The 24,272-nt window shown below is 73.9% G+C and carries 26 protein-coding genes; 17 read left to right on the top strand and 9 right to left on the bottom strand.

Annotated features, from left to right (window positions below):
• Positions 1-50: 50 nt before the first annotated feature.
• The 3 genes from BLS70_RS00795 to BLS70_RS21450 all read left to right on the top strand — a co-directional run bounded on the left by BLS70_RS00795 (position 51) and on the right by BLS70_RS21450 (position 3,100).
• The gene (locus BLS70_RS00795) at positions 51-599 is read left to right on the top strand and encodes an RNA polymerase sigma factor (RefSeq protein WP_218122216.1); all 549 of its coding nucleotides are present in this window, start codon (positions 51-53) and stop codon (positions 597-599) included.
• Positions 589-1,839 carry a hypothetical protein gene (locus BLS70_RS00790; protein ID WP_091763628.1) on the top strand — a complete coding sequence of 417 codons (1,251 nt, stop codon included), beginning with the start codon at positions 589-591 and terminating at the stop codon, positions 1,837-1,839. The genes BLS70_RS00795 and BLS70_RS00790 overlap by 11 nt, the downstream gene beginning before the upstream one ends.
• Before the next feature lie 163 nt (positions 1,840-2,002).
• Entirely contained in the window at positions 2,003-3,100 is a 1,098-nt protein-coding gene (locus BLS70_RS21450; protein ID WP_304457080.1) for a transglycosylase family protein, read from the top strand.
• A gap of 4 nt (positions 3,101-3,104) precedes the next feature.
• Here BLS70_RS21450 and BLS70_RS00780 read toward each other — a convergent pair whose 3' ends face one another.
• Positions 3,105-3,899: a crotonase/enoyl-CoA hydratase family protein gene (locus BLS70_RS00780; RefSeq protein WP_091763627.1), complete on the bottom strand. Its 795-nt coding sequence runs from the start codon at positions 3,897-3,899 to the stop codon at positions 3,105-3,107.
• Between the two features lie 58 nt (positions 3,900-3,957).
• Here BLS70_RS00780 and BLS70_RS00775 point away from each other — a divergent pair, with 58 nt between their 5' ends.
• The 4 genes from BLS70_RS00775 (at position 3,958) to BLS70_RS00760 (ending at position 7,157) form a co-directional block, all read left to right on the top strand.
• Positions 3,958-4,359 (top strand): DoxX family protein, encoded by a 402-nt coding sequence (locus tag BLS70_RS00775; RefSeq protein ID WP_091763626.1) that lies wholly within the window; start codon positions 3,958-3,960, stop codon positions 4,357-4,359.
• Between the two features lie 114 nt (positions 4,360-4,473).
• On the top strand, positions 4,474-5,166 hold the full coding sequence (fabG, locus tag BLS70_RS00770) for a beta-ketoacyl-ACP reductase (RefSeq protein ID WP_439645372.1): 693 nt from the start codon (positions 4,474-4,476) through the stop codon (positions 5,164-5,166).
• Positions 5,166-5,939: an enoyl-ACP reductase FabI gene (fabI, locus tag BLS70_RS00765; RefSeq protein WP_176946217.1), complete on the top strand. Its 774-nt coding sequence runs from the start codon at positions 5,166-5,168 to the stop codon at positions 5,937-5,939. The genes fabG and fabI overlap by 1 nt, the downstream gene beginning before the upstream one ends.
• A 75-nt stretch (positions 5,940-6,014) precedes the next feature.
• Positions 6,015-7,157, top strand: a complete 1,143-nt coding sequence (locus tag BLS70_RS00760; protein WP_091763624.1) for a ferrochelatase — start codon at positions 6,015-6,017, stop codon at positions 7,155-7,157.
• Between the two features lie 172 nt (positions 7,158-7,329).
• Here the strand turns inward: BLS70_RS00760 and BLS70_RS00755 are convergent, their stop codons facing one another.
• Genes BLS70_RS00755 through BLS70_RS00745 form a run of 3 tightly spaced genes read right to left on the bottom strand, consistent with a single transcriptional unit; the run spans position 7,330 to position 10,254 of the window.
• Positions 7,330-7,962 (bottom strand): hemerythrin domain-containing protein, encoded by a 633-nt coding sequence (locus BLS70_RS00755; protein ID WP_091763623.1) that lies wholly within the window; start codon positions 7,960-7,962, stop codon positions 7,330-7,332.
• Between the two features lie 53 nt (positions 7,963-8,015).
• Positions 8,016-9,464, bottom strand: a complete 1,449-nt coding sequence (gene argG / locus BLS70_RS00750; RefSeq protein ID WP_091764075.1) for an argininosuccinate synthase — start codon at positions 9,462-9,464, stop codon at positions 8,016-8,018.
• Between the two features lie 52 nt (positions 9,465-9,516).
• Positions 9,517-10,254, bottom strand: a complete 738-nt coding sequence (locus tag BLS70_RS00745) for an Rv1486c family protein (protein WP_091763622.1) — start codon at positions 10,252-10,254, stop codon at positions 9,517-9,519.
• An 86-nt stretch (positions 10,255-10,340) separates the two neighbouring features.
• Here BLS70_RS00745 and BLS70_RS00740 point away from each other — a divergent pair, with 86 nt between their 5' ends.
• From BLS70_RS00740 to BLS70_RS00730, 3 genes are all read left to right on the top strand, one after another.
• Positions 10,341-10,877: a hypothetical protein gene (locus tag BLS70_RS00740; RefSeq protein ID WP_091763621.1), complete on the top strand. Its 537-nt coding sequence runs from the start codon at positions 10,341-10,343 to the stop codon at positions 10,875-10,877.
• Positions 10,878-10,927: 50 nt separating this feature from the next.
• Complete coding sequence (locus BLS70_RS00735) at positions 10,928-11,365, top strand: NfeD family protein (RefSeq protein ID WP_091763620.1); 438 nt, start codon at positions 10,928-10,930, stop codon at positions 11,363-11,365.
• A gap of 77 nt (positions 11,366-11,442) precedes the next feature.
• Positions 11,443-12,612, top strand: a complete 1,170-nt coding sequence (locus tag BLS70_RS00730) for an SPFH domain-containing protein (protein WP_091764074.1) — start codon at positions 11,443-11,445, stop codon at positions 12,610-12,612.
• Between the two features lie 12 nt (positions 12,613-12,624).
• Here the strand turns inward: BLS70_RS00730 and BLS70_RS00725 are convergent, their stop codons facing one another.
• The 3 genes from BLS70_RS00725 to BLS70_RS00715 all read right to left on the bottom strand — a co-directional run bounded on the left by BLS70_RS00725 (position 12,625) and on the right by BLS70_RS00715 (position 14,673).
• Positions 12,625-13,083, bottom strand: coding sequence for a rhodanese-like domain-containing protein (locus BLS70_RS00725; RefSeq protein WP_176946216.1), 459 nt, complete (start codon positions 13,081-13,083; stop codon positions 12,625-12,627).
• Between the two features lie 130 nt (positions 13,084-13,213).
• Positions 13,214-14,179, bottom strand: coding sequence for an RNA polymerase sigma factor SigF (locus BLS70_RS00720; RefSeq protein WP_255362141.1), 966 nt, complete (start codon positions 14,177-14,179; stop codon positions 13,214-13,216).
• A complete protein-coding gene (locus BLS70_RS00715) occupies positions 14,176-14,673 on the bottom strand; it encodes an ATP-binding protein (protein ID WP_091763618.1) in 498 nt (165 codons plus the stop codon). The genes BLS70_RS00720 and BLS70_RS00715 overlap by 4 nt, the downstream gene beginning before the upstream one ends.
• Positions 14,674-14,893: 220 nt before the next feature.
• Here BLS70_RS00715 and BLS70_RS00710 point away from each other — a divergent pair, with 220 nt between their 5' ends.
• Positions 14,894-16,741, top strand: coding sequence for a SpoIIE family protein phosphatase (locus BLS70_RS00710; protein WP_255362140.1), 1,848 nt, complete (start codon positions 14,894-14,896; stop codon positions 16,739-16,741).
• 58 nt (positions 16,742-16,799) lie between these two features.
• On the top strand, positions 16,800-17,807 hold the full coding sequence (locus BLS70_RS00705) for a DNA topoisomerase IB (protein ID WP_255362139.1): 1,008 nt from the start codon (positions 16,800-16,802) through the stop codon (positions 17,805-17,807).
• 58 nt (positions 17,808-17,865) lie between these two features.
• Here BLS70_RS00705 and BLS70_RS00700 read toward each other — a convergent pair whose 3' ends face one another.
• On the bottom strand, positions 17,866-18,264 hold the full coding sequence (locus BLS70_RS00700) for an STAS domain-containing protein (RefSeq protein ID WP_091763616.1): 399 nt from the start codon (positions 18,262-18,264) through the stop codon (positions 17,866-17,868).
• Positions 18,265-18,523: 259 nt separating this feature from the next.
• Positions 18,524-18,964 carry a hypothetical protein gene (locus tag BLS70_RS00695; RefSeq protein ID WP_091763615.1) on the bottom strand — a complete coding sequence of 147 codons (441 nt, stop codon included), beginning with the start codon at positions 18,962-18,964 and terminating at the stop codon, positions 18,524-18,526.
• Between the two features lie 186 nt (positions 18,965-19,150).
• Between BLS70_RS00695 and BLS70_RS00690 the strand changes: the two genes are divergently transcribed.
• The 5 genes from BLS70_RS00690 (at position 19,151) to purU (ending at position 24,227) form a co-directional block, all read left to right on the top strand.
• Positions 19,151-19,735: a DUF1360 domain-containing protein gene (locus tag BLS70_RS00690; protein WP_091763614.1), complete on the top strand. Its 585-nt coding sequence runs from the start codon at positions 19,151-19,153 to the stop codon at positions 19,733-19,735.
• Positions 19,736-19,865: 130 nt separating this feature from the next.
• A complete protein-coding gene (ku, locus tag BLS70_RS00685; RefSeq protein ID WP_091763613.1) occupies positions 19,866-20,936 on the top strand; it encodes a non-homologous end joining protein Ku in 1,071 nt (356 codons plus the stop codon).
• A gap of 1 nt (position 20,937) precedes the next feature.
• A complete protein-coding gene (ligD, locus tag BLS70_RS00680) occupies positions 20,938-22,398 on the top strand; it encodes a non-homologous end-joining DNA ligase (RefSeq protein ID WP_091763612.1) in 1,461 nt (486 codons plus the stop codon).
• Positions 22,395-23,327: a non-homologous end-joining DNA ligase gene (gene ligD / locus BLS70_RS00675; protein WP_255362138.1), complete on the top strand. Its 933-nt coding sequence runs from the start codon at positions 22,395-22,397 to the stop codon at positions 23,325-23,327. The genes ligD (BLS70_RS00680) and ligD (BLS70_RS00675) overlap by 4 nt, the downstream gene beginning before the upstream one ends.
• A 9-nt stretch (positions 23,328-23,336) precedes the next feature.
• A complete protein-coding gene (gene purU, locus BLS70_RS00670; protein WP_176946215.1) occupies positions 23,337-24,227 on the top strand; it encodes a formyltetrahydrofolate deformylase in 891 nt (296 codons plus the stop codon).
• The last annotated feature ends 45 nt before the right edge of the window (positions 24,228-24,272 follow it).

Below are 24,272 nucleotides of genomic sequence, written 5' to 3'. Positions count from 1 at the left end.
GCGCATCCGGACATGTACTCCACGTGATCGCGATGCAGGAGCCGCCACCGATGACCAGACCGCCCGGAGGCGGCGAGCGCTTCGAGGAGGTGTACCGGACCACCGGCACCGCCGTCCTGGGCTACGCCCTGCGCCGATGCGGCTCCCGCGAGGACGCGCTGGACGTCGTCGCGGAGACCTTCGCGGTCGCGTGGCGACGGCGAGCGGACCTGCCGCCGGACCCGGACGAGGTCCGGCCGTGGCTCTTCGGCATCGCCCGCAACTGCCTGGCCAACTCCCTGCGGAGCGCCGGTCGGTCGGGCCGGCTCGGCGAGCGCCTCGCCGCGGCCTTCGAGCCTGGGGCGGTGCCCGATCCCGCCGTCATACACGAGCGGTCGGCGGATGCCCGGCGCGTACGGGAGGCCCTCAAGCAGCTCCCGGAGGAGGACCGCGAGCTGATCTCGCTCGTCGCCTGGGAGGGGTTCACCCCGGCCCAGGCGTCCGCCGTCCTCGACCTCCCTCCCGGCACCGTCCGGGTGCGCCTCCACCGCGCCCGCGGCCGGCTCCGCACGCTGCTCGCCACCACCACGTCGCCCGAGGAGACCTCCGATGAGCACTGACCGAGAGCTGGACACCCTCCTCGCCGAGGCGTCGGGCGTCCGTGACGCTGAACTGCCCGAGCTCCCCGCGGAGTTCCTGGCGGCGCTCCGCACCGGCGCCGACGAGCCGGCATCGGTGCTCGCCGCCCGGCAGCTCGCCGACGACGCCCGGCGGGCCCGTGGACGACGTCGGCCGAGCCGGAAGGTGCTCGTGCGCGCGGGTGCCGGCGTCCTCGCCGTCGCCGCGGCCTGGACGACCGCCGTCGTCGTGGACACCCAGGGTGCCGAACGGTCGCCGGAGGCCATCCCGGCTCCGCCGTCGGCCGAGCCGACGGAGCTGCCGATCGACCCCGCCGGTGGCCTGACGCTGCTGGCGGCCGGCGCGGTCACCTTCCCGTACTCGGTGGACCCCGAGCCGGAGGGGCTGACGCCGTACCTCACCCGGGTCGGTGGGCTGGAGTCCTTCGGCACCGTCGATCCGGTCGCCTACCGGGCCCTCTACCGCTCGGCGGAAGATCTCGGCTTCAGTTTCAGCATCGCGTCGCGCGACCCGAGGATCCCTCGGCCGGGGGTGTTCGAGGCGTCGCCGTACACGGCCGAGGAGATAGACGAGCGCGGCGCGACCAGCGTCGGTGGTCGGCCCGCCGACTTCGTCCGCGCCACCTTCGACGAGCCGGACTGCCGTTACGCACCCAGCACCCCCACCCAGGAGGAGGAGCCGGAGGAGGTCTGCAGCACCGCCTACGCCGAGCTGTTCTGGCAGCGGGACGACGGCCAGTGGGTCGCGATGTACGGCCAAGGCGACCGGTACGGCGACGAGACGGCGCTGGTCGAGGTGGCCGAGGCGATCGTGGACCGTCCGCAGCCGGTGCAACTGCAGTTCGAGCTGAGCCCCGAGAACTGGGAGGTGTCCGGCTACGAGAGCCTCTCGAACCTCTCGCTGGTGGACCGGGCCGATCCCACGAGCCTCACCGAGCGGATCAGCGTGAGCCTGCAGGAGCGCTGGCGAGGCGAGCGGGATCCGGAGGATGCGGCCCGCGGCATGGCCGACGGGAACCCGATCGAGCAGGTGACCGTGCACGGTCGCCCCGCTGCGCTGGTGTCGGTGCCCGACCACTGCGCCGACCCCGCGGAGGGGCGCCGGATGTGGAACCTGTGGGCGCAGTTCGCCGACGGTCCTCAGTTCCTCCTGCAGGCGCCGGACACACTCACGCGCGAGGACGTCCTGGCCATGGCCGAGGGCTTGAGCTACACGCCCTGACGGTGGCGCGCCCGGCGATCCCCTCGGGGCACGCACCGATCTGCGCGTCCGAAGGCGCTGGTCAGCCCCTCGGACGGGGGGGGCAAAGACGGTCGGCGCCGCTGCACGGGCGCTCCCGTGCGGGGATGCTGGGCCCGACAGCGGGTCCAGGAGGGGGTGGCGGGTGCGCCGGGAGAACCGAGCGCGACGGACGGCGTGCCGTCTGTTCGCCGTCACCGTCGCTGCCGCGCTCGCGGTGGGGAGCGCCGCCGGCACGGCCTCCGCCGCACCCACCGACGCGGAGATCGCCGCCGCCCAGCGAGCCGCCGACGCGGCCGCCGCCCAGGTCACCGCGCTGCTCACCGAGGAAGGCGCCGTGCGATCGGCGCTCGACAGCACGGCGGCCGCCGCCGCGGCTGCCCGCGGCCGGTACGAGGCCGAGCGGGTCCAGGTGGAGGAGGCCCGGGCGGCCGCCGAGCGCGCCCGGGCCACCGCCGACGGTGCCGCGTCCGCGGTGGAGACCGCGCGGACCGACCTGGCCGCCTTCGCCCGGCAGAGCTACATCGACGGCACCGCCTCGGCGGGGATGCGCGCGCTGCTCACCTCCACCGGTCCGGCGCAGATGATCGAGCGTGCGGCGCTCCTCGACGCCGCCGGCCGGGGACGCAGCGTCGTCCTCGACCGCTTCACCGACGTGCAGGAGGACGCCGAGGAGAGCGCCGCCTCGGCCGGGGCGGCGGTCGCCGAAGCCGCGGACGTCGAGCAGCAGGCCGCGGCCGCACTCGCGTCCGCCCAGGAGGCGCAGGCCGAGGCACGGCGGAGCGCCGCCGCGTTCGAGGCGGAGCAGGCCGACCTGCGGGCCAGGCTCGAGGCGGCGCGGACCACGATCGTGGAGCTCGAGCGCGAGCAGACCGCCGCGCGTGCGGTGTCGCCGCCGGCGCCGTCGTCACCGTCGTCACCGGTCCCGGCACCGCAGGCGCCGCCCCGGGCGAGCCGGGATGCGGCACCGCCGCCGCCGGCTGCGGCCGTCCCGGCACCGGTGTCCGGCCGCGACTGGGACGCCGTGGCCCGGTGCGAGTCGGGCGGCAACTGGAGCATCAACACCGGCAACGGCTACTACGGCGGACTGCAGTTCTCCGCGTCCACCTGGACCGGCTACGGCGGCGCCGCCTACGCCCCGCGGGCCGACCTGGCCACGAGGGAGCAGCAGATCGCCGTCGCGGAGAAGGTGCTCGCCGGGCAGGGACGGGGCGCCTGGCCCACCTGCGGCCGCAACCTCTGAGCGCTCAGGCGCCCCCGCCCAGGCGAGCGCGGACGACGGCGGCCTGCTCGGGCGAGCCGATCAGCTGTCCGATCTCGGCCTGCTCGGCGGCGAACCCCTCCTCGAGCGACACCCGCCCGGCGAGGTCGACCAGCCGCTTGACCGCCCGGGTGGCGTTCCTGCTGTGCCCGGCGATCTCGGCGGCGAGGGCGAGCGCGGCGGCGAGCGGGTCGGCCTCCTCGCGGGTGGCCAGTCCGAGCCGCGCGGCCTCGGTGCCAGAGACCCGGCGCCCGGTCAGCGCCAGCTCCTTGGCGACGTCGCGGCCCACGAGCTCGGGCAGCAGCTGGGTGCCGCACATGTCGGGGCAGATGCCCCACTGGATCTCCATGAGCGACAGCTGCGCGTCGGGGGCGACGAGCCGGATGTCGGCACCGAGAGCGATCTGGAGCCCGCCGCCGAACGCGTAGCCGTGCACCGCGGCGATCACCGGGGCCGGGACCAGCGACCACACGTGCACGGCCTGCTGGGCCAGCACGCCGGCCGCACCCAGCGGCTCCCGCGGCGCGACCTCGCGCGGCCCGCTCCGCTCGGCCATCGCCGCGAACCCGCTGAAGTCCAGCCCGGCGCAGAAGGCGCGGCCCGCGCCGGTGAGCACCACCGCGCCGACGTCGTCGCGCTCCATCAGCTCGCGTCCGGTGGCGACGATCGCCTCGAACATGGGCGTGTCCAGGGCGTTCATCTTGTCGGGGCGGTCGAGCCGGACGGTGGCCACACCGTCGGCCACCTCGAGCGCTACGCGGTGCGGGTCCTCTGAAGCCATCTGCGCTGTCTACGGGCGGTGCGCCCGCGCTGTCAACGAGCCTCCCTAGGCTGCGGCCATGAGCGCCCTCGCCCGCACGGCTGCCCGACTGCTGCTGGGCTCGGCCATGGTGGGCGCGGGAGTGCTGCACCTGACCACCCAGCGGCAGGAGTTCCGGGCGCAGGTGCCCGAATGGTTCCCCGTCGACGAGGACCTGACTGTGCTGAGCTCCGGTGTCGCCGAGATCGCGCTGGGCGCCGCCTTCGTCGCGCTGCCAGGGAGGAAGCGGCTGATCGGCGGACTGCTCGCCGCCTTCTTCGTGGTCATCTTCCCGGGCAACGTCGCGCAGTACCTGGAGAGCACCGACGCCTTCGGCCTGGACAGCGACCGCAAGCGCCTGGTCCGCCTGTTCTTCCAGCCGCTCCTGGTCCTGTGGGCGCTGTACGGCGGTGGCTGGCTCCGGCGGCACCCCACGGGCTGACCCGGCCCGGGGTACTCACCGGTAGGCGGTGCGACCTGCGGCGACGGGATAGGTTCGGGGCAGACAACGGCTCGTCGGCAGGGGAGTGGCACTGTGGGAACGAGTGGCAGGTCGGTGCTGGTCACCGGCGGAAACCGGGGCATCGGGCTGGCGATCGCCCGCTCCTTCGCCGAGCAGGGCGACGCCGTGGCGGTCACCCACCGCGGCAGCGGCGCACCGGACGGGCTGTTCGGCGTGCAGTGCGACGTCACCAGCAGCGAGGACGTCGACCGCGCCTTTGCCGAGGTCGAGGCCCACCAGGGCCCGGTGGAGGTGCTGGTCAGCAACGCCGGCATCACCCGCGACGGGCTCCTGATGCGGATGAAGGAGGAGGACTTCGCCGACGTCCTCGACGCCAACCTGACGGCCGCCTACCGCGTGGCCAAGCGCGCCAGCGCCAAGATGGTCCGCGCCCGCTCCGGCCGGATGATCTTCGTGTCGTCGGTCGTCGGCCTGCTCGGCTCGGCCGGCCAGACCAACTACGCGGCGTCGAAGTCGGGGCTGGTCGGCCTGGCCCGGTCGATCGCCCGCGAGCTCGGCAGCCGCAGCATCACGGCCAACGTCGTCGCACCCGGGTTCGTGACGACGGACATGACCGCTGCCCTGCCGGAGGCGCGGCAGCAGGAGATCCTGGGGCAGGTGCCGCTGGGGCGGTACGCCTCGGCGGAGGAGGTGGCCGGCGTCGTGCGCTTCCTGGCCTCCGACGCGGCGGGCTACATCACCGGGGCGGTCGTCCCGGTCGACGGCGGACTGGGGATGGGGCACTGATGAGCGGCATTCTCGAGGGCAAGAAGGTCCTCGTCACCGGCGTCCTCACGGAGGCGTCGATCGCCTTCGCGACGGCGCGCATCGCCCAGGAGCAGGGCGCCACAGTCGTCCTGTCGAACTTCGGGCGGGCGCTGTCGCTGTGCCAGCGGATCGCCAAGCGGCTGCCGCAGGAGGCGGGCGTCGTCGAGCTCGACGTGACGGACACGGAGCACCTGTCGACGCTGGCCGACCGGCTCCGCGAGCAGGGCTTCGACACCCTCGACGGTGTCGTCCACTCCATCGGCTTCGCGCCGCAGGAGGCGATGGGCGAGGGCTTCCCCGAGGTCGCCTGGGAGCACGCCGCCACCGCGTTCCAGGTCTCGGCCTGGTCCTACGCCTCCCTGACCCAGGCCTGCCGGCCGCTGCTCGCCAACCCCTCCTCGGTCGTGGGGCTGACCTTCGACGCCTCCGTCGCCTGGCCGGTCTACGGCTGGATGGGCGCGGCCAAGGCGGCCCTGGAGTCGACCAGCCGGTACGTCGCCCGCGAGCTCGGGCCCCAGGGCGTGCGTTCCAACATCGTCGCCGCGGGTCCGCTGCGCAGCATGGCCATGAAGTCCATCCCGGGCAGCGCCCAGTTCGAGGAGGCCTGGGAGGGCCGCGCACCGCTGGGCTGGTCGGTCACCGACACCGCGCCCGCCGGCAAGGCCGTCGTCGCGCTGCTGTCGGACTGGTTCCCCGCCACCACCGGCGAGATCGTCCACGTCGACGGGGGCTTCCACGCCGTAGGCGTGTGAAGTCACAGAGCCACGCCGTCGGCGTGTGACGCCTGCCCCTGCATCCAGAACCACCCAGCAACCGGAAAGAACACCGTGCCCCGCGCCATCGTCGACATCACCCCTGCCGGTCAGCGCCCCGACGAGGACCCCTCGCTGGCCGTCCGCAACAACGGCGGCGTCGAGCCGTCGTCCGCCCCCGCCCCGGCCGGCCGCCGCGAGGCCCTGCTGCTGCTCTCCTTCGGCGGCCCCGAGGGCCACGACGACGTCATGCCGTTCCTGGAGAACGTCACCCGTGGCCGCGGCATCCCGCGCGAGCGGCTGGAGGAGGTCGCCGAGCACTACCACCACTTCGGTGGCGTCAGCCCGATCAACGACCAGAACCAGGCGCTGCTCGCAGCACTCGAGGACGGCCTGCGGTCCGCCGGGATCGACCTGCCGGTCTACTGGGGCAACCGGAACTGGGCGCCCTACGTCGAGGACGTCTGGCAGCAGATGGCCGACGACGGCATCGAGCACGCCTACGTCCTGGCGACCTCGGCCTACGCCTCGTTCTCCGGGTGCCGGCAGTACCACGAGGACGTCGCCCGGGCCCGTGCCGCGATGACCGTGGACGCCGGCGCGGCCGGTGGGCCGACGGCGGAGAAGCTGCCGCACTACTTCGACGCCGACGGCTTCGTGCGGGCCAACGCCGACGCGCTGGCCGCGGCGCTCGCCGGGCTGCCCGACGACGTGCGCGACGGCGCCCGGCTGGTCGCGACCGCGCACAGCATCCCGGACTCCATGGCGGCCGTCGCCGGACCCGAGGGGCACGCCTACGAGGCGGAGCTCCAGGCCGCCGCACGGCTCGTCGTCGACCGCGTCGCTCCCGGGCGGTCCTTCGACCTGGTGTGGCAGAGCCGCAGCGGCCCGCCGTCGGTGCCGTGGCTGGAGCCGGACGTGAACGACCACCTCAAGGCGCTCGCGGCGGCGGGGGAGAAGGCCGTCGTCCTGTTCCCGGTCGGCTTCGTCAGCGACCACCTCGAGGTGATCTGGGACCTCGACAACGAGGCGAAGGGGACCGCCGAGGAGCTGGGGCTGACCTTCGCCCGCGCCGCGACGGCCGGCACCCACCCGGCGTTCGTCGGCTCGCTGGTCGAACTGCTGGCCGAGCGCCGGGCCGGGGGAGAGCCGAGGTTGGGCACCAACTGCCCCGCGTCGTGCTGCTTCGTGCCGCCGCGGCCCCGCCCCACCAGCTGAAGGTCCCTCGGCCAACACCCGTGAAGCACCGTTGGTGCCGGCCGGCGCCAGGTAGGTGCCCCCTCCTAGCGGCGTCTGACGTAGACCCGGTCGACAGTGACCGACCGTTGAACCCTGACCACCCAGGTTCCGGCGGATGAGGGTTGCGGAGGTTCAACGGTGCGAGCCGGCGTCACCGCCAGGTGGGGGCGACGTCCTTGTAGTAGCGGCGGCCGAACACGCGCGACAGCACCGTGACGACCGGCGTGGGCACCGACCTCTTCAGGACGGCGCGGTTCTCCTCGCTCATCCCATCGGTGAGCCAGGCGAAGAACCGTCCGGCGACCGGCAGCGGCTGACTGCGCAGCTTCTTCTCGACGGCGTGCCACTCCGGGGAATCCATGTGCGGGGCGAGCAGCGGCTCCAGCTCCGTCTCCTCGTGCCGGAGGTGCCGCTCGGTGACGTCCCGCGTGCGTAGGAGGCTGCCCCGGGCCGCCGCGGCGTCGGCGCGCGATCCGCTCATGGCGACTGCCGCCATGGCAGACCTCGTCTCGGCCAGCGCCTCGGCCATGGCGTGGTGCTCGCTCTCCATGGTGTCCAGCAGCTGCTGGTCGACGCCCACCGAGGCGAGCATCGGCCAGATGTGGGTGTCCTCGCCCTCGTGGTGGTGGGTGAGCTCGGTCTGCAGGTTGCGGTAGGCCCGGTCCAGCGCCTGCGCGCGGGCCCGGTCGCCCTCGGCCATCTGGCCCAGGGCGTGCTCGAGGCGGTCCAGGTCGCGCCGCACCGCGCCGTGGATGACCCGGTTCATGGTCAGCTGCTCGGTCATGCCGGACGACCGTAGCGACTCCGGTGCGCCGCCGGAGGGGCTTACGGCCCGCCTCAGTCGGTGCCCGACTCCATCGCCGCGCGGTCGAGCAGCTCGTCGTGCTCGGAGACCTGCCCACGCGAGGCGATCGTCTCCGCGCCACCCTGAACCGAGGCGTCGATGAGACCGGTGGAGGCAGCCTGCGCGGCACCGATCGCGGCCTGCACCGAGCCCCCGACCATCCCGATCCGCGCGTACTGCTCCAGCCGGGCGCGTGAGTCGGCGATGTCCAGGTTGCGCATGGTCAGCTGGCCGATCCGGTCGACGGGGCCGAACGCGGAGTCCGAGGTGCGCTCCATCGACAGCTTGTCGGGGTGGTAGCTGAATGACGGGCCGGTCGTGTCGAGGATCGAGTAGTCCTCGCCGCGCCGCAGCCGGATCGTCACCTCGCCCGAGACGGCCATGCCGACCCAGCGCTGCAGCGACTCCCTGAGCATGAGCGCCTGCGGGTCCAGCCACCGGCCCTCGTACATCAGCCGGCCCAGCCGCCGTCCCTCGCTGTGGTAGCTGGCCAGGGTGTCCTCGTTGTGGATCGCGTTGACCAGCCGCTCGTAGGCGATGTGCAGCAGCGCCATGCCCGGCGCCTCGTAGATGCCGCGGCTCTTGGCCTCGATGATCCGGTTCTCGATCTGGTCGGACATGCCGAGCCCGTGCCGGCCACCGATCGCGTTGGCCGCCATCACCAGGTCGACGGCGGAGTCGAACTCCTTGCCGTCGATGGTCACCGGCCGGCCCTGCTCGAAGCCGATGGTCACCGTCTCCGGCTCGATCTCCACCGACGGGTCCCAGAAGCGGACGCCCATGATCGGCTCGACGCTCTCGATGCCGGTGTCGAGGTGCTCGAGGGTCTTGGCCTCGTGGGTGGCGCCCCAGATGTTGGCGTCGGTGGAGTAGGCCTTCTCGGCGCTGTCCCGGTAGGGGAGGCCGTGGGCGACCAGCCACTCCGACATCTCCTTGCGTCCGCCGAGCTCGGTGACGAAGTCGGCGTCCAACCACGGCTTGTAGATCCGCAGCCCCGGGTTGGCCAGCAGGCCGTAGCGGTAGAACCGCTCGATGTCGTTGCCCTTGTAGGTGGAGCCGTCGCCCCAGATCTGGACGTCGTCCTCGAGCATGGCCCGCACCAGCAGCGTGCCCGTGACGGCCCGGCCCAGGGGGGTGGTGTTGAAGTAGCTGCGCCCGCCCGAGCGGATGTGGAAGGCGCCGCAGGTCAGCGCGGCCAGCCCCTCCTCGACCAGCGCGGCCCGGCAGTCGACGAGACGGGCGAGCTCGGCGCCGTAGGCGGTGGCCCGGCCGGGGACCGAGTCGATGTCGGGCTCGTCGTACTGGCCGATGTCGGCGGTGTAGGTGCAGGGGACGGCGCCCTTGTCGCGCATCCACGCCACGGCGACCGACGTGTCGAGACCGCCGGAGAACGCGATGCCGACGCGTTCGCCGACCGGGAGGGACGTGAGGACCTTGGACACGAGCACAAGTATTCACGACTCTGCATGACCATGCAGCACCGGGTCCTCGGGCTCAGCGCGGCAGCGCGTTGTAGGCCGCCGTCACCGCCTCGCGGACGGCGCCGGACAGCGGCCGGAGGACGGCGTCGCGCCGGGCCGCCTGGGCCTGGTTGACCGCGCCCCCCGGGGCGTCGGCCATCGCCAGGTCGAGGACGGCGGCGACCCGCAGAGCGCGACCGAGGATGGCGAGCGCGAGGGGATCGGAGTCCGGCGGCAGCCCCTGCGCGGGCGTCGGGCGGGCCAGCCCGGCGAGCAGCTCGGGCACCTCGGGGTGCCAACGGGCGAGGTCGAGCTCGGCCAGCGTGCGGGCGGAGCCGCTGACGGCCAGGTCGAGCGCGCCCGAGGCCGCGCGGAGCGTCCCCTCGACCGGCGGGGGCGGGGGCGGCACGCCGTCCAGTCCGACCGCCGTCCACTGCAGGACCTCCGGGCCCAGCGGCTCGGGCACCAGCACCACCCGGTCGCCGATCGCGGCCTGCCCGGCCTCCAGTGCCAGGGCCGCGAGTCCGGGCACCGCCGGCAGCCCGCGGACGTCGCCGGGCGCGGGGAGCACCAGGCGCAGCCGCCGCTCACCGAGCCCGCGCAGGGCGGCGAGCGCCTCGCCCAGGGGGACGGCGACGTCGGTGCCCGGGAGCCCGCTCACGCGGTGGGCGGTGTCCGCAGTGACGGCGTCGAGCGCGTCGTCGTAGGAGGTGCGGCCGGTGAGCCAGGCGGTGGCCCACGCCGCGAGGCGGCCGGCAGGGAAGTCGTGCACCGGGCGAGGCTACGTCGGGAGCGACCGGGAGCGCCGATGGAACGATCGACGGGAAGCGCTCCGACCGGAGCGACGGGAGGAGTGGCGTGGCGCGACGGAGGAAGCCGGCAGCGCGGGAGCAGGCGCAGGAGAGCCGCCGACGGCCGAACCTGGGCGGCCTGCTGATCCTCGTCGCGATCTTCGCCGGCGTGTGGCTGCCGGACGGCGTGACGTTCCGGGTCCTGGGACCCTGGCTGGAGTCGCTCGGCGGATGGCAGCGAGCCGTCGTCGGAGTGCTGGTGGGGGCCGCCGCCGCGTCGCCCTGGGTACTGCAGCTGGCACCGCGGGTCTGGCGGTGGGGGCGCATCCCGGCCCAGACCCTCGTGGCCGCGGCCGGTGCCTGGTTGCTCACGGTGTGGCTGCCGCCGAAGAGCTACAACGGCACGGGCGTCCGTCAGGAGCTCTTCCGGGCCCGCGCCGAGTGGTACATCGCCACCTCGGTCGTCACCTTCCTGGCGGTGCTGGTCCTCGTGCTGGTCGCGGACTTCCGGGCCGACCGACGGCGTACCACCGCCGTGCACGAGGAGCACATGGCCGCGGTGCGCCGCGAACTCGCCGCCGGACGTGGGCGCCGCGGCCGCTGAGCGCGCGGCGGTGCGCCGCGTGCCGTTGCCTGCTCTGCCAGACTCGCGCCATGGCTGCGTGGGTGCTCTGGTTGATCGCCGCAGGCCTGTTCGTCGGCGGCGAGCTGCTCACGCTCGACCTCGTGCTGCTGATGTTCGCCGGAGGCGCGCTCGGCGGCACGGCCGTGGCGCTCGCCGGCGGGGCGGTGGCCTTCCAGCTGATCGCGTTCATCGCGGTGTCCCTCGCGCTGCTCGCCGTCGTCCGCCCGATCGCGAAGCGGCACCTGGAGAACAGCACCCCCCTGCAGCTGGACGGGGTCGACGGCCTGGTCGGGCGCACCGCCGTCGTCACCCGCGCGGTCGACGCCGCGGGCGGGCGGATCCGGATGGGGGCCGACGAGTGGTCGGCTCGCACCCAGCACCGTGGCGAGGCCTTCGGCGTCGGCGAGACCGTGCGCATCCTGCAGATCGACGGCGCCACGGCCGTGGTGGGCGACGCCCTGGAGTGAACCGTCCACAGGCTCCGTGACCGGGGCGGGCGGACGTGGGAGGGTCGGTGCCGACCGCCCCGACGAAGGAGGCCCCCGTGGAGCCCGCACTCATCGCCCTGATCGTCGTCGCGCTGCTGCTGATCTTCGTGCTCGCCAAGAGCCTGACCATCGTGCCCCAGGCGCAGGCGAAGGTCGTCGAGCGGCTGGGCCGCTACAGCCGCACGCTCACCCCCGGACTGTCCATCCTGGTGCCGTTCGTCGACCGGGTGCGCGCCACCATCGACCTCCGCGAGCAGGTCATCTCCTTCCCGCCGCAGCCGGTGATCACCGCCGACAACCTGCAGGTCGGGATCGACACGGTCGTCTACTTCCAGGTCACCGATCCCAAGCTGGCCGTGTACGGCATCGCGAACTACATCACCGGCATGGAGCAGCTGACGACCACGACGCTGCGCAACGTCGTCGGCGGGCTCAACCTCGAGGGCGCGCTGACCGGACGGGACGGCATCAACAGCCAGCTGCGCGAGGTGCTCGACGGCACGACCGGCCCGTGGGGGCTGCGGGTGGCCCGCGTGGAGATCAAGGCGATCGACCCGCCGCACTCGATCCAGGACTCCATGGAGAAGCAGATGCGCGCCGACCGCGACAAGCGCGCGGTCATCCTCACGGCCGAGGGGCACCGGCAGGCCGCCATCACCTCGGCCGAGGGCGAGAAGGCGTCGGCCATCCTCTCCGCGGAGGGCCGCAAGCAGGCCGCGATCCTCGAGGCGGAAGCCGAGCGGCAGAGCCGGATCCTGCGCGCCGAGGGTGAGCGGGCCGCGCTCTTCCTGCAGGCGCAGGGGCAGGCGAAGTCCATCGAGACCGTGTTCCAGGCGATCCACGACGGCAAGCCCGACCAGGGGCTGCTGGCCTACCAGTACCTGCAGACGCTGCCGCAGATCGCCCAGGGCGACGCGAACAAGATGTGGATCGTCCCGAGCGAGTTCAGCAAGGCCCTGGAGGGTCTGGCCAACCTCGGCGGTGCCGGCGACGGCAAGTCCTGGATGGACGTCGACGCGTCGGTCGACGGGCGCACCGCTCCTGCCGAGGGCGGCATCGACACCAGCAGCTGGTTCGAGTCGCAGCTGCCCAGCGCCGCGGAGCAGCCCGAGGCCAAGATCGAGCTGACCAGCATCACGGACTCGACCCCGCTCGTGCCGACGCCCCCGCCGCTGTCGGAGATCACCCCCGGCGTGCCGGCGGACGGCGAGGCGCCCCGGCCGTAGCGCGCGGCGGCCTCAGCAGGTCCCGGGTCCCTCCGCGCGAGGAACCGGGGCCGTCAGGGGGTCGACGGGCAACCGGGTGCGACCGGACGCCGTCCGCACGGCCAGGCCCTCGCGCGCCCAGTACTCGAAGCCGCCGATCATCTCCTGCACGTGCCGGTAGCCGGCCCGGGCGAGCGCGAGGGCACCCCGGGTCGAGCCGTTGCAGCCCGGACCCCAGCAGTAGACGACGAGGTGCGGGTCCGCCTCCGGCGCGGGCAGCTCGTCCAGCCGGGCGACGAGCTCCGGCAGCGGGAGGTGGCGCGCGCCGGGCACGTGGCCCTGGTCCCAGGCCATCCGGCTGCGCACGTCGATGAGCAGCGTGTCCGCCCCCGCCGTCCGGGCGGCGGCGACGTCGGAGGGGTCGGTCTCGTAGCGCAGCCGGGCGGCGAAGTGCGCGACGGCGTCCTGGTCGGGCGCGGGAAGGGGGGTCACGGGGCCAGCCTCGCCCGCCTCGGGCTCCGGTACGAGCGGTCCGGGCGCCAATGACCGCAGCAGAGCTGCCGTTCCCGGGGACGACGACGGCCCGGAGCCGTGTGGTCCCGGGCCGCCCGTCGCGTGCTCGTCAGTCCTTGAGCAGGCCCTCGCGGAGCTTCGCCAGCGTCTGGGACAGCAGGCGGGACACGTGCATCTGCGAGATGCCGATGTCCGCGGCTATCTGCGACTGGGTCATGTTGCCGAAGAACCGCAGGATGAGGATGCGGCGCTCGCGGGCCGGGATGGTGGCCAGCAGCGGCTGCAGCGACTCCCGGTACTCCACGCCCTCCAGCGCGGCGTCCTCCTCGCCCAGCGTGGCGGCCAGGGTGGGGGAGTCGTCGTCGCCGGACAGGCGCTCGTCCAGCGAGCTGCTGCGGTAGGCATTGGCGACGGCGAGGCCCTCGAGGACCTCCTCGCGCGGGATGCCCAGGTGCTGGGCCAGCTCGCTGGGCGTGGGAGCCCGGCCGTTCTTCTGCGCCAGCTCGCCCACCGCCGCGTTCAGCGACAGGTGCAGCTCCTGCAACCGGCGCGGCACGCGCACCGACCAGCCCTGGTCGCGGAAGTGCCGCTTGATCTCACCGGTGATCGTCGGCACGGCGAAGGAAAGGAACTCCACGCCGCGGGTCGGGTCGAAGCGGTCGATGGCCGCGATCAGACCCAGCGTGCCGACCTGCAGCAGGTCGTCGAAGGGCTCGCCGCGGTTGCTGAACCGGCGCGCGAAGTGCCGGACGAGGGGCAGGTGCTCCTCGACCAGGATCTCGCGCAGCCGCTCCCGGCGCGGGTCGTCCTTCTCCAGCGTCGCGAGCTCGGCGAACAGCGGCGCGGTGCGCTGCGCGCGGCGCCGGTTGTCCGAGAGCGGGACGGCTTCCTCGGCGGCGGGGGCCTCCACGGCGGGCGTCTCGTCCGTCGACGGGCCCTCCGCGGCGGGAAGCTCGGTGACGGGCACCTCGGCGACGGGTGCCTCGGTCACGTCCGGTGCCTCGCGCGGCTCCGGGGCGGCGTCCCGCGGGATCACCGTCATCCCGGTGGGGTCCGTGGCGGGAGACCGGGTCATCGGGCCACCGAGAGGTTCTGCCCTGCGCCGCCCGCCAGCTCGGCGGGGCGCTGGCCCGGCAGGAACTTGTCCATGGCGATCACCGCGACAGGGGAGGCGGAGCCGTCCCCGCCCGGGACCCGGTCCTGGCTGGCCGGGCGGCCCTCGACCGCGTCGACGAGCGTGGCCAGTACGGCCCAGCCGAATCCGTCGCGCGGCACGTCGACGCCCGCGGCCGTGGGCACCCACGCCTCGATGTGCAGTCCGCTCCGGGTCGTCTCGAAGACGACGGTCAGCGGGGCATCGCCCTCGACGATGCTGGCGAGCGTCGCGCACGCCTCGTCGACGGCGAGGCGGAGGTCCTCGACGCTGTCGAGGTCGTAGTCCATGCGGATGGCGAGGTCACCGGCCATCGCCCGGACCGCGGGCAGCTGCATCGGGGTGATGGGCACCCGCAGCTCCAGCCGTTCCGCGCGCCGCCCGTCCTGCGCGAGGGCGCCCCTCGAGTCAACCATCCGTTACCGCTCCTTCGTCCCGGCGTGCCCGGCCGACTGCCGTGCGACGTCCATCCTGCCCGTCGGACGCGGCGGAGGCCCACGGACCCTCGACGCGGCTGGCGGACCGGCGGGGAGAACTACCCGTTCCGGACGCGACGGCAAACGTGCGCTGCCCCACGCCCCACGCCCCCTCCGGCGCGGTTGCCGAGGTCGGGGGCCTGTTGTTCTCTGGCGGGCGATGAGCACCGACCACGCAGGGCAGCCACACCCGCCGGACGGCCCCGGGCCGGACGGGGCCGCCGTGCTGCTCGCGGCGATGGAGGGCGCGTCGGCCGCCATCTACTGCCTGGCCGGCTCCGGTCGGACCGTCTGGGCCAACGCCCGCGCGCGCCGGCTGGGCGGCGAGCTCGACCAGGTGCCGCCGGTCGCCGGCCGGCTCCTCCCCGCGGTGGTTGCGGCGGTGACACGCACCGGCCGGGCCGAGACGCTGAGCGGACCGCTGGGCGAGGGCGGGCCCTCGGTGACGGTCGTCGTCCGGGCCCTCCCCGTCGGCGGGGGGACCGGCGCGATGGCGATCATCGAGCACGACGCCGACGACGCCGCTGCCTGGCCGGCCCCCGGTGCGCACGCCGTCGAAGCCGCGCAGTCGTCGCTGCTCCCGCCGTTCCTGCCGATGCTCCCGGATCTGGCGCTGGCGGGCAGCTACCACCAGGCGACGTCGATCCGCGCCGCCGGTGGTGACTGGTACGACGCGGTGCCGCTGGGGGACGGGAAGCTCGCCCTCGTGGTCGGCGACGCGGTCGGTCACGGCGTCCCCGCGGCGGGCGCGATGAGCCGGCTGCGCGGCGCGATGCGGTCCACGGCGCTGCGCGACCCCGCGCCACCGGCCGTCCTCGCCGGCCTGGACGCGTTCGCCACCCTCATGGACGACGTCGAGGGCGCCTCGGTCTTCTACGGCGTCCTCGACTCCGCCAGCGGCGTCCTCTCGTACACGACGGCCGGCCACCCCGCGCCCCTGGTCGTCGGCGCGGACGGCAGCGCCTCGTTCCTGCCCGTCACACCCCGCCCGCCGCTGGGCAGCCTGCCCGACTCCGGGACGCCGGTGCACGAGTTCGTCCTCGAGCAGGGGTCGACCCTGGTGCTGTTCTCCAACGGAGCGCTCGCCGGGGCCGGCAGCGACTGGTCCGACGCCTTCGACCGGCTGATCGCCGCTTCCCGGCAGGTGCTGGGCCGCCCGGGCGCGGGGGACCCGGCCACGGCGTCGGCCCTCGCCGTCGAGATCGCCGAGCTGGTCCGGCCACCGCAGGACTGGCCCGACGACGTCGCCGTGCTGGTGGCCCACCGGCGGGTCGCGAGCCTCCAGCCCTTCCAGCTGGACCTGTCCGCCGTCCCGGCCTCCCTGCCCGGGATTCGCCGTCGGCTGGGTGCATGGCTCGGCGGGCTGGGGATGAGCGAGAACGACCGGGTCGGCGTGATGGCCGCCGTCGGCGAGGCGTGCGCCAACGCCGCGGAGCACGCCTACCGCGGGTCGGAACCAGGGCCCATGTCGGTGCGGGCGCGCGTGGACCCCGACGGCGTGCTCACCGTCTCCGTCCACGACGACGGGACCTGGCGGCCCCCGGACCGCGATCCGGGCGACCGGGGGCGCGGACTGCTGATCATGCGCCAGCTCGTCGACGGCGTCTCGCTGGACGACCGGGACGGCACGACGGTGACCCTGACCGTGCGACTGCGGCACACCTCCGAGGACGAGCCGTCCCCGGGCGGGAGCACCGAGGGCACGACGGTCGTCGTCGACCGGAGCGGGGACCGCCCGGTGGTGCGCGCCGAAGGAGCGGTCGACGAGGCCGGCGCCGACCAGCTGCGCATCCGCCTGCTCGAGGCCAGCCGCGGCGGCACCGCGCGGGTGGAGCTCGACCTGGAGGCCGTGACGCTCTTCAGCAGCGCCGCCGTGCGGGTCGTGCTGGCGATGGCCCGCATCGCGCGCGACGAGCGGTGGCGGCTCGTGGTGCACGCCACCGAGCGCGGGGTCACCCGGCACGTGCTCGAGGTCAGCGGCCTCGGCGGGCTGGTGGACCTCCGCTGACGGGTGACGGCGCGCCGTCCTGCGTTTGCGCAGGGTCATGCGTGCCCATCCTCCGGCGGTGAGACTGCGGCGGAGTGACGTGAACGGTCCCGGCTACCGACGCCGCCGGGCGGGCCGGGGGTTCGCCTACTACGACACCGACGGGGCGCTGATCAAGGACGACCGCCTCGACCGGATCCGCGGCCTGGCCATCCCGCCGGCCTGGCGCGACGTGTGGATCTGCCCGTGGCCCAACGGCCACATCCAGGCCACCGGGTTCGACGCCGCGGGGCGCCGGCAGTACCGCTACCACGACCAGTGGCGGGCCCGGCGCGACGCGGAGAAGCACGAGCGGGTCCTGGAGATCGCCCACCAGCTCCCCGACGTCCGGGACGAGGTCGTCGCGGCGCTGCGCACCCGCGGGCTCAACCGGGAGCGGGTGCTGGCGACGGCGATCCGGCTGCTGGACCTGGGGGCGTTCCGCATCGGCAGCGAGCAGTACGCCGAGGAGAACGGCACCTACGGCCTGGCCACGCTGCGCCGCGAGCACGTGCGGGTCCGCGGGGAGCGGACGTTCTTCTCCTACACCGCCAAGGGTGGGATCGAGCGCGAGGTCGAGCTCACCGACCGGCCGACGGCCACCGTGGTGCGCCAGCTGCTGGAGCGGCCGGAGGGCACCGGGGAGGAGCTGCTCGCCTACCAGGTGGAGGACGGCACGTGGCGTGACGTCACCAGCAGCGAGATCAACGCCTACCTCAAGGACATCAGCGGGGCGGAGATCACCGCCAAGGACTTCCGGACCTGGAACGCCACGGTGCTCATGGCCGCGAAGCTCGCGGAGGCGCCCCGGCCGACGTCCAGGACCGCCCGGAAGAAGATCGTGAACGCCGCCTACAAGGAGGTGAGCGAGCAGCTGGGCAACACCCCGGCGGTCTGCAAGGCCAGTTACGTCGACCCGCGGGTGGTGGACCGGTTCGAGCACGGCGAGACCGTCGCGGAGGCGCTCGGGGACGCGGAGGACGCCGAGGCAGACCGCGACGTGCAGCGCGCGCTGGAGCAGGCGGTCTGCCAGCTGCTCACGGCCTGAGCTGAGACAAGGAAGGGCCCCACCGGTGACCGGCGGGGCCCTTCCTCGTGCGTCAGCTTCAGCGGGCGGAGCTGTCCGCGATGGTGAAGAGGTCGATCAGGCCGGTCACCTCGAGCGGCCGCGTGACGGCACGGGTCGTGGCGATGAGGCGCAGGGCGACCTCACGGCTGCGGGCGGACTTCTGCGTCTCCACCAGCACGGCCAGGCCGGCGGAGCCCAGGAACTGGACGCCGGACAGGTCGATCACCAGCTCGCGGGGCGACTGCTCCAGCTGGCTGTCCAGCGTCGAGCGCAGCACGGGAGCGGTGAAGGTGTCCACCTCGCCGACGACCTTCACCGTCACCACGCCGTCCTCGTCGGTGGAGGTGGAGAGCGTGATCACGTCGTCGAACGGCGCCTCGGTGCCTTCGGTCGACACGTCGGGCTGCCCCTCGGCGGGCAGGTCGGAAGTGGTCACGGACGGTGCTCCTCTCGGCGGCGGCGCAGTGGCACACCGCCCGGTCAATCTACCGCTGCGCGTCCAGCGCACGATGGCACCGGGTGGCTGCGCTCGGTCGACGCGGCCGGAACAGGCCCTCGTGGGGTCCGCTCCGGTACGGCTGCCTGCTCAACCGCGGACCCAACGTAGACAACGGTTCGTGCGGACGCCAACCCACCCCGGGAGTTGGCGGCCGGGTGTCGCGTCTCCGGGGTGGATCAGGACCGGAACCGTGCGATCAGCCGTCGATGACGTGGACGGCGGACTCCTCGGGGCCCTCTCCGCCGATGGCCGCGTCCCCGGTGGCCTCCATGTCGTCGGCCGTGCGGTTGGTGCCCGAGTCGCTGTTCGGCGTGGTGTTCAGGTCCTGCTCCAGCTGGACGTCCGCGCGCTGCGGGTCCTCGGCGGGTCGGACGTCCGGGACGTCGTCGGGGAGCTCGCGGTCCAGGCGGCCGGTGAGCGACTCGCCCTCGGCCTGCTCGAACGCGGTCGTGCCGAAGTCGGTGGTGGCGGTCGGGCTCTCCCCGGGCATCGCCTGGAACTGCGGGTCCTCGGCGCGCTGCAGCGTGGGGGAGTCGTCCTGCGCCACCTCGGGGATGCCGTCGTCCTCGGGGAAGATGTCGCGGGCGGTCTGACCTTCGGTCTGGGTGGTGCCGTCGGTGGTGCCGGGATCGGTCATGAGCGTCTCCGTTCGTCGCGCGGGCGCACCCGCGTCCGTCGTCCGCTGGGGACCATGGGCCGGTCCGGTGGACCGGCATCGGACCACCGCCCTACCCGTGGCCTGCGTCGCCATGCCTCGTGTGCCCTGCGGCACGCTCGGACGGATCGGCGCGTGGCGGGGCGGTTGCGCGGGTAGCGCCGCACCATGGCGATCGCAGACGAGGTGCAGCGGATCGGGGCCCCGGTCCGCCGGTGGGCCCGCACGCAGAAGCGTGAGTACACCAACGGGGAGGCGCGCCCCCTCGGCGCCGACCTCGGCGCGATGGGCGTCTACCTGGGTCTGGTGTCCGCGGCCGCCACGGCGGTCCGGGCCTCCGGGAAGGAGTTGCCCGAGCGGATCCCGTTCGGCGACGCCGCCCTGCTGACCGTGGCCACCTTCCGGCTGGCCCGCCGGATCGCCAAGGACCCGGTGACGGCTCCGGTGCGGGCGCCGTTCGTGCGCTTCGAGGGCCCGTCGGGGCACGCGGAGGTCGCCGAGGAGGTGCGCGAGCACGGCGGCGTCAAGCACGCGGTGGGGGAGCTGCTGACCTGTCCGTTCTGCCTGGCGCAGTGGGTCGGCACCGGCTTCGTGTTCGGCTACGTCACCGCGCCGAAGGCCACCCGGTTGGCCGCCCTCACCATGACGATGGTGGCCGGCTCGGACGTGCTCCAGTTCGTGTACGACGCCATCCAGAACGGCGCGCTGGCGCCGTCCACGGGGGACGAGGAGTCCGCCGGCGTGGACGCCTGAGGTCCTCCGACCGGGGGAGACCCCGTGTCCGCCGACCTGCCACGGGCGGCCCTGCGCACCTATCGTGTGATCTTGACCCGGAACGGGTCGGCGCGGGACCCACCCCGGGTCCCCTTCGGGAAGGGGCGGCATGCGATCGATCTGGCGCGGGGCCGTGTCCTTCGGGCTGGTCAGCATCGGCGTGAAGCTGTACTCCGCCACCGAGGACAAGGACATCCGCTTCCACCAGGTGCACGCCGTGGACGGTGGCCGGGTCAAGTACAAGCGGGTCTGCTCGATCGACGGCGAGGAGGTCGAGTACGGCGACATCGCCAAGGGCTACGAGCTGCCCGACGGCCAGGTCGTCATCCTCACCGACGCCGACTTCGACGAGCTGCCGCTGAGCACCCGGCGCGAGATCGAGGTGCTGGAGTTCGTCGACCAGGACGAGATCGACCCGATCATGTTCGAGAAGACCTACTACCTCGAGCCCGACGGCCCGGCGGCCCGCCCGTACGTGCTGCTGCGCGACGCCCTGGAGAACGCCGGTCAGGTGGCGATCACCAAGATCGCCATCCGGCAGCGCGAGTCGCTCGCGGTCCTGCGGGTCCGCGACGGCGTGCTGGTGATGCACACGATGCGGTGGCCCGACGAGATCCGCCGTCCCGACTTCGCCTTCCTCGACGAGGACATCGCCGTCCGGCCGCAGGAGCTGAAGATGGCCGAGGCGCTGATCGGCTCCATGACGTCGGAGTTCGACCCGGGCCAGTTCACCGACGACTACCGCGAGGCCATGACCGCCCTGCTGGAGGCCAAGCAGAGCGGCGGTGACGTGCAGCAGCCGCCGGAGGTCGCCGACGACGGCGCCGCGGTGGTCGACCTGATGAGCGCGCTGCGCCGCAGCGTCGAGCGCGCCAAGGGCGGCTCCGGAGCAACCGACTCCGCCGACGACGTCGACGACTCCGACGACTCCGCCGCCGAGGACGAGGCTCCGGCGAAGAAGGCCCCCGCCAAGCGCGCCCCGGCGAAGAAGGCGGCCGCCGCGAAGGCGCCCGCGAAGAAGACCCCGGCATCGAAGACCACGGCATCGAAGACCACGGCCGCGACGACCACGGCCGCGAAGACCACGGCGGCGAAGACCACGGCCGCGAAGACCACGGCGGCGAAGAAGAGCGCGAGCGCCGACAAGCCCCCGGCCAAGCGCGCCCGCCGCAGCGCCTGACGTGCCGGGCCGGCGGGACGACCCGCTCGCCGAGTACCGCGCCAAGCGGGACCCGGCGCGGACGGCCGAACCGGTGCCGCCCGCCGGGCAGCGGCTGCCCGTGGGCGACGACGACACCTTCGTCGTCCACGAGCACCACACGCCCCGCGGCAGGACGGGCGAGCGCGTGCACTGGGACCTCCGGCTCGAGCGCGACGGCGTCCTGAAAAGCTGGGCGGTGCCCAAGGGGCCGCCGCTGGAGCCGGGAACCAACCGGCTCGCCGTGCCCACCGAGGACCACCCGCTCGAGTACGCGTCGTTCGCCGGCACCATCACCGCCGGCGAGTACGGCGGCGGCGCGGTGACCATCTGGGACGCCGGCCGGTACGCCACGGAGAAGTGGGACGAGCGGCACGTCATCGTCACCTTCGACGGCCGCCGGCTGACCGGCCGGTACGCCCTCTTCCCGCTCGCCGACGGCACCTGGAACATCCGCAAGCTGGACGCCACCGCGCCGCCGGAGCCGCCGCCCGCCCCGCTGCCGATGCTGGCGACCGCGGGGGCGATGCCCTCCGCCGACGAGGACGACCGCTGGGGCTACGAGTTCAAGTGGGACGGGGTGCGGGCCGTGGCCACGGTCCGCGGCGGGGTGCTGTCCCTGTCCTCCCGCAAGGCCACCGACATCACCGTCCGCTACCCGGAGGTGTCGCGGCTGCCGACGGCGCTGGCCGGTCGCGACGCCGTCGTCGACGGCGAGATCGTGATGATGGACGCCGCCGGCCGCCCCGACTTCGGCGCCTTGCAGAACCGGATGCACCGCACCGGCCCGGAGGTGCCGCGGATGGCGGCCGCCGCGCCGGTCACCTACCTGGTCTTCGACCTGCTCGCGCTGGACGGTGAGGACCTGCGCGGGCGGCCCTACGCCGAACGGCGGGAGCTGCTCGACGAGCTGGCCCCGGCCGGGCACCGCTGGGTGCTGACCCCGTGGTTCCGGGGAGGCGGGGCCGACGTGCGGGCCGCGAGCGAGGAGAACGGCCTGGAGGGCGTCGTCGCCAAACGGCTGGAGTCCCCGTACCGGGAGGGCGTGCGCAGCCCCGACTGGCGGAAGGTCAAGAACTTCTTCACTCAGGCGGTCGTCGTCGGCGGGTGGCGCCCGGGGCAGGGACGTCGGGAGGGGACCATCGGCTCGCTGCTCGTGGGCGTACCGGACGACGAGGGCCGGCTGGTCTACGTCGGGCACGTCGGCACCGGTTTCAGCGACGCCGACCTGCGGCACCTGCAGCGCACGCTCACGCCCCGGACGTCGGCGCCGTTCGACGGGGCGTTGCCGCGGGAGGTCACCCGGGACGCGCACTGGGTGGAGCCGGACCTGGTGGGCGAGGTGGCCTATGCGGTGTGGACGGCCGACGACCGGCTGCGGCACCCGTCGTGGCGCGGCGTCCGGGATGACCTGGAGCCGGACGACGTGGTGAGGGAGCCGTGAGCCCCTCCAAGCAGCGGGTGGAGATCGACGGCCGGACGCTGTCGGTGTCCAACCTGGAGAAGGTGCTGTTCCCCGAGGTGGGGTTCACCAAGGCCCAGGTCATCGACTACTACGTGCGCATCGCACCGGTGCTGCTGCCGCACGTGGCCGGGCGGCCGGTCACCTTCACCCGGTGGCCCGACGGCGTCGAGGGCCAGACGTTCTTCGAGAAGAACAGCGCCCGGCACGCCCCGGAGTGGGTGCGGCGGGTGACCATCCCGAGCCCGGGCAGCAGCCGGGGGCGGGAGACCCTGGACATGGTGCTGCTCGAGTCCACCGCGGACCTCGCATGGGCGGCCAACCTCGCCGCTCTCGAGGTGCACGTGCCCCAGTGGCAGGTGGACGACGACGGGCAGCCGGCGCTGCCCGACCTGCTCGTGCTCGATCTCGACCCGGGGCCGGAGACCGGCATCCTCGAGTGCTGCCTCGTGGCGGAGCGGCTCGGGCAGCGGCTGGAGGCCGACGGGCTGGACCCGGTGGTGAAGACGTCGGGTTCCAAGGGCATGCAGGTGTACGCGCCGATCGAGGCACCCACCGACCGCGAGCACCCCAGTCGGTACGCCAAGGCGCTGGCGCAGGAGCTCTCCGCCGAGACGCCGGACGACGTCGTCTGGCGGATGGAGAAGGCGCTGCGCCCGGGCAAGGTGCTCATCGACTGGAGCCAGAACAACACGGCCAAGACCACCGTCGCCCCGTACTCGCTGCGCGCCCGCGCCGGCGCCACCGTGTCCACGCCGATCGGGTGGGACGAGGTCGACGCGGTGCGGGACGGCTCGCTGGACCCCGCGGAGCTGCGCTTCACCACCGACGAGGTCCTCGCCCGGGTCGAGGAGTACGGCGACCTGTTCGACGTCGCCGGTGCCACCCGGGCGTCCCTGCCGGAGGCCTGAGGAGGCACGATGGCGGCCATGTCCGCCGCCGGCCCGAACGACCCCAGCACCACCGACGTCGGGCGGCTGGTGGTCCGCTGCCCCGACCAGCCGGGCATCGTCGCCGTCCTCTCCCGGCTGCTGGCCGACGTCGGCGCGAACATCACCGAGTCGCAGCAGCACTCCTCCGACCCCCTCGGCGGCACCTTCACCCTCCGCCTGGAGTTCGTCCTCCCGGAACTGGCCGCCCGCCGACCGCAGCTGGAGGGGGCGCTCGAGCTCCTGGCCCGGCAGTGGGGGATGACGTGGCGGCTGGCGGAGGCGACGCACCGGCCCACCGTCGCTGTGTTCGTGAGCAAGACGGACCACGTGCTCCAGGAGCTGATCTACCGGGTGCGGGCCGGGGACCTGCGGGCCGAGATCACCGCCGTCGTCTCCAACCACCCCGACCTCGCACCGGTGGCCGAGGCCGCGGGCATCCCGTTCCACCACGTGCCGGTGACGCCCGCGACGAAGGCCGAGGCGGAGACCCGGGCCCTGGAGATCGTCGGCGACGTCGACCTCGTCGTGCTGGCCCGGTACATGCAGGTCGTCTCCGCCGACTTCTGCAGCCGGTTCCCGGAGCGGCTGATCAACATCCACCACAGCTTCCTGCCGGCGTTCGTGGGCGCGAACCCGTACCAGGCCGCGCACGACCGCGGGGTGAAGCTGATCGGGGCGACGGCGCACTACGTGACGCCGGAGCTGGACGCCGGCCCGATCATCGAGCAGGAGGTTGCCCGCGTCGACCACCGCGCGACGGTCGAGGACATGCGCAGGGTGGGCCGCTACGTCGAGCGGCAGGTGCTCGCCCAGGCCGTGACCTGGCACGTGGAGGACCGCGTGATCGTGGAGGGGCCGCGCACCATCGTTTTCGGCTAGTCACCTCGGCCCCGTGCAGGGGCCCGTCACGAGCGTGCGAGTGAT

Origin of the sequence: Blastococcus aurantiacus, assembly GCF_900102425.1 — a bacterium.
Classification (GTDB): Bacteria; Actinomycetota; Actinomycetes; order Mycobacteriales; family Geodermatophilaceae; genus Blastococcus; species Blastococcus aurantiacus.
The sequence above is the reverse complement of the archived record's forward strand: the minus strand, read 5'-3'. Positions and strand labels throughout refer to the sequence as shown.

What these genes read in the sequence shown, in the direction of transcription:
- BLS70_RS00795 (WP_218122216.1), top strand. Translation starts at nt 51, where the DNA reads ATGACCAGACCGCCCGGAGGCGGCGAGCGCTTCGAGGAGGTGTACCGG.
- BLS70_RS00790 (WP_091763628.1), top strand. Translation starts at nt 589, where the DNA reads ATGAGCACTGACCGAGAGCTGGACACCCTCCTCGCCGAGGCGTCGGGC.
- BLS70_RS00780 (WP_091763627.1), bottom strand. Translation starts at nt 3,899, where the DNA reads ATGGCTTCAGAGGACCCGCACCGCGTAGCGCTCGAGGTGGCCGACGGT.
- BLS70_RS00775 (WP_091763626.1), top strand. Translation starts at nt 3,958, where the DNA reads ATGAGCGCCCTCGCCCGCACGGCTGCCCGACTGCTGCTGGGCTCGGCC.
- fabI (WP_176946217.1), top strand. Translation starts at nt 5,166, where the DNA reads ATGAGCGGCATTCTCGAGGGCAAGAAGGTCCTCGTCACCGGCGTCCTC.
- BLS70_RS00755 (WP_091763623.1), bottom strand. Translation starts at nt 7,962, where the DNA reads ATGACCGAGCAGCTGACCATGAACCGGGTCATCCACGGCGCGGTGCGG.
- BLS70_RS00735 (WP_091763620.1), top strand. Translation starts at nt 10,928, where the DNA reads ATGGCTGCGTGGGTGCTCTGGTTGATCGCCGCAGGCCTGTTCGTCGGC.
- BLS70_RS00720 (WP_255362141.1), bottom strand. Translation starts at nt 14,179, where the DNA reads ATGACCCGGTCTCCCGCCACGGACCCCACCGGGATGACGGTGATCCCG.
- BLS70_RS00715 (WP_091763618.1), bottom strand. Translation starts at nt 14,673, where the DNA reads ATGGTTGACTCGAGGGGCGCCCTCGCGCAGGACGGGCGGCGCGCGGAA.
- BLS70_RS00710 (WP_255362140.1), top strand. Translation starts at nt 14,894, where the DNA reads ATGAGCACCGACCACGCAGGGCAGCCACACCCGCCGGACGGCCCCGGG.
- BLS70_RS00695 (WP_091763615.1), bottom strand. Translation starts at nt 18,964, where the DNA reads ATGACCGATCCCGGCACCACCGACGGCACCACCCAGACCGAAGGTCAG.
- BLS70_RS00690 (WP_091763614.1), top strand. Translation starts at nt 19,151, where the DNA reads ATGGCGATCGCAGACGAGGTGCAGCGGATCGGGGCCCCGGTCCGCCGG.
- ku (WP_091763613.1), top strand. Translation starts at nt 19,866, where the DNA reads ATGCGATCGATCTGGCGCGGGGCCGTGTCCTTCGGGCTGGTCAGCATC.
- purU (WP_176946215.1), top strand. Translation starts at nt 23,337, where the DNA reads ATGGCGGCCATGTCCGCCGCCGGCCCGAACGACCCCAGCACCACCGAC.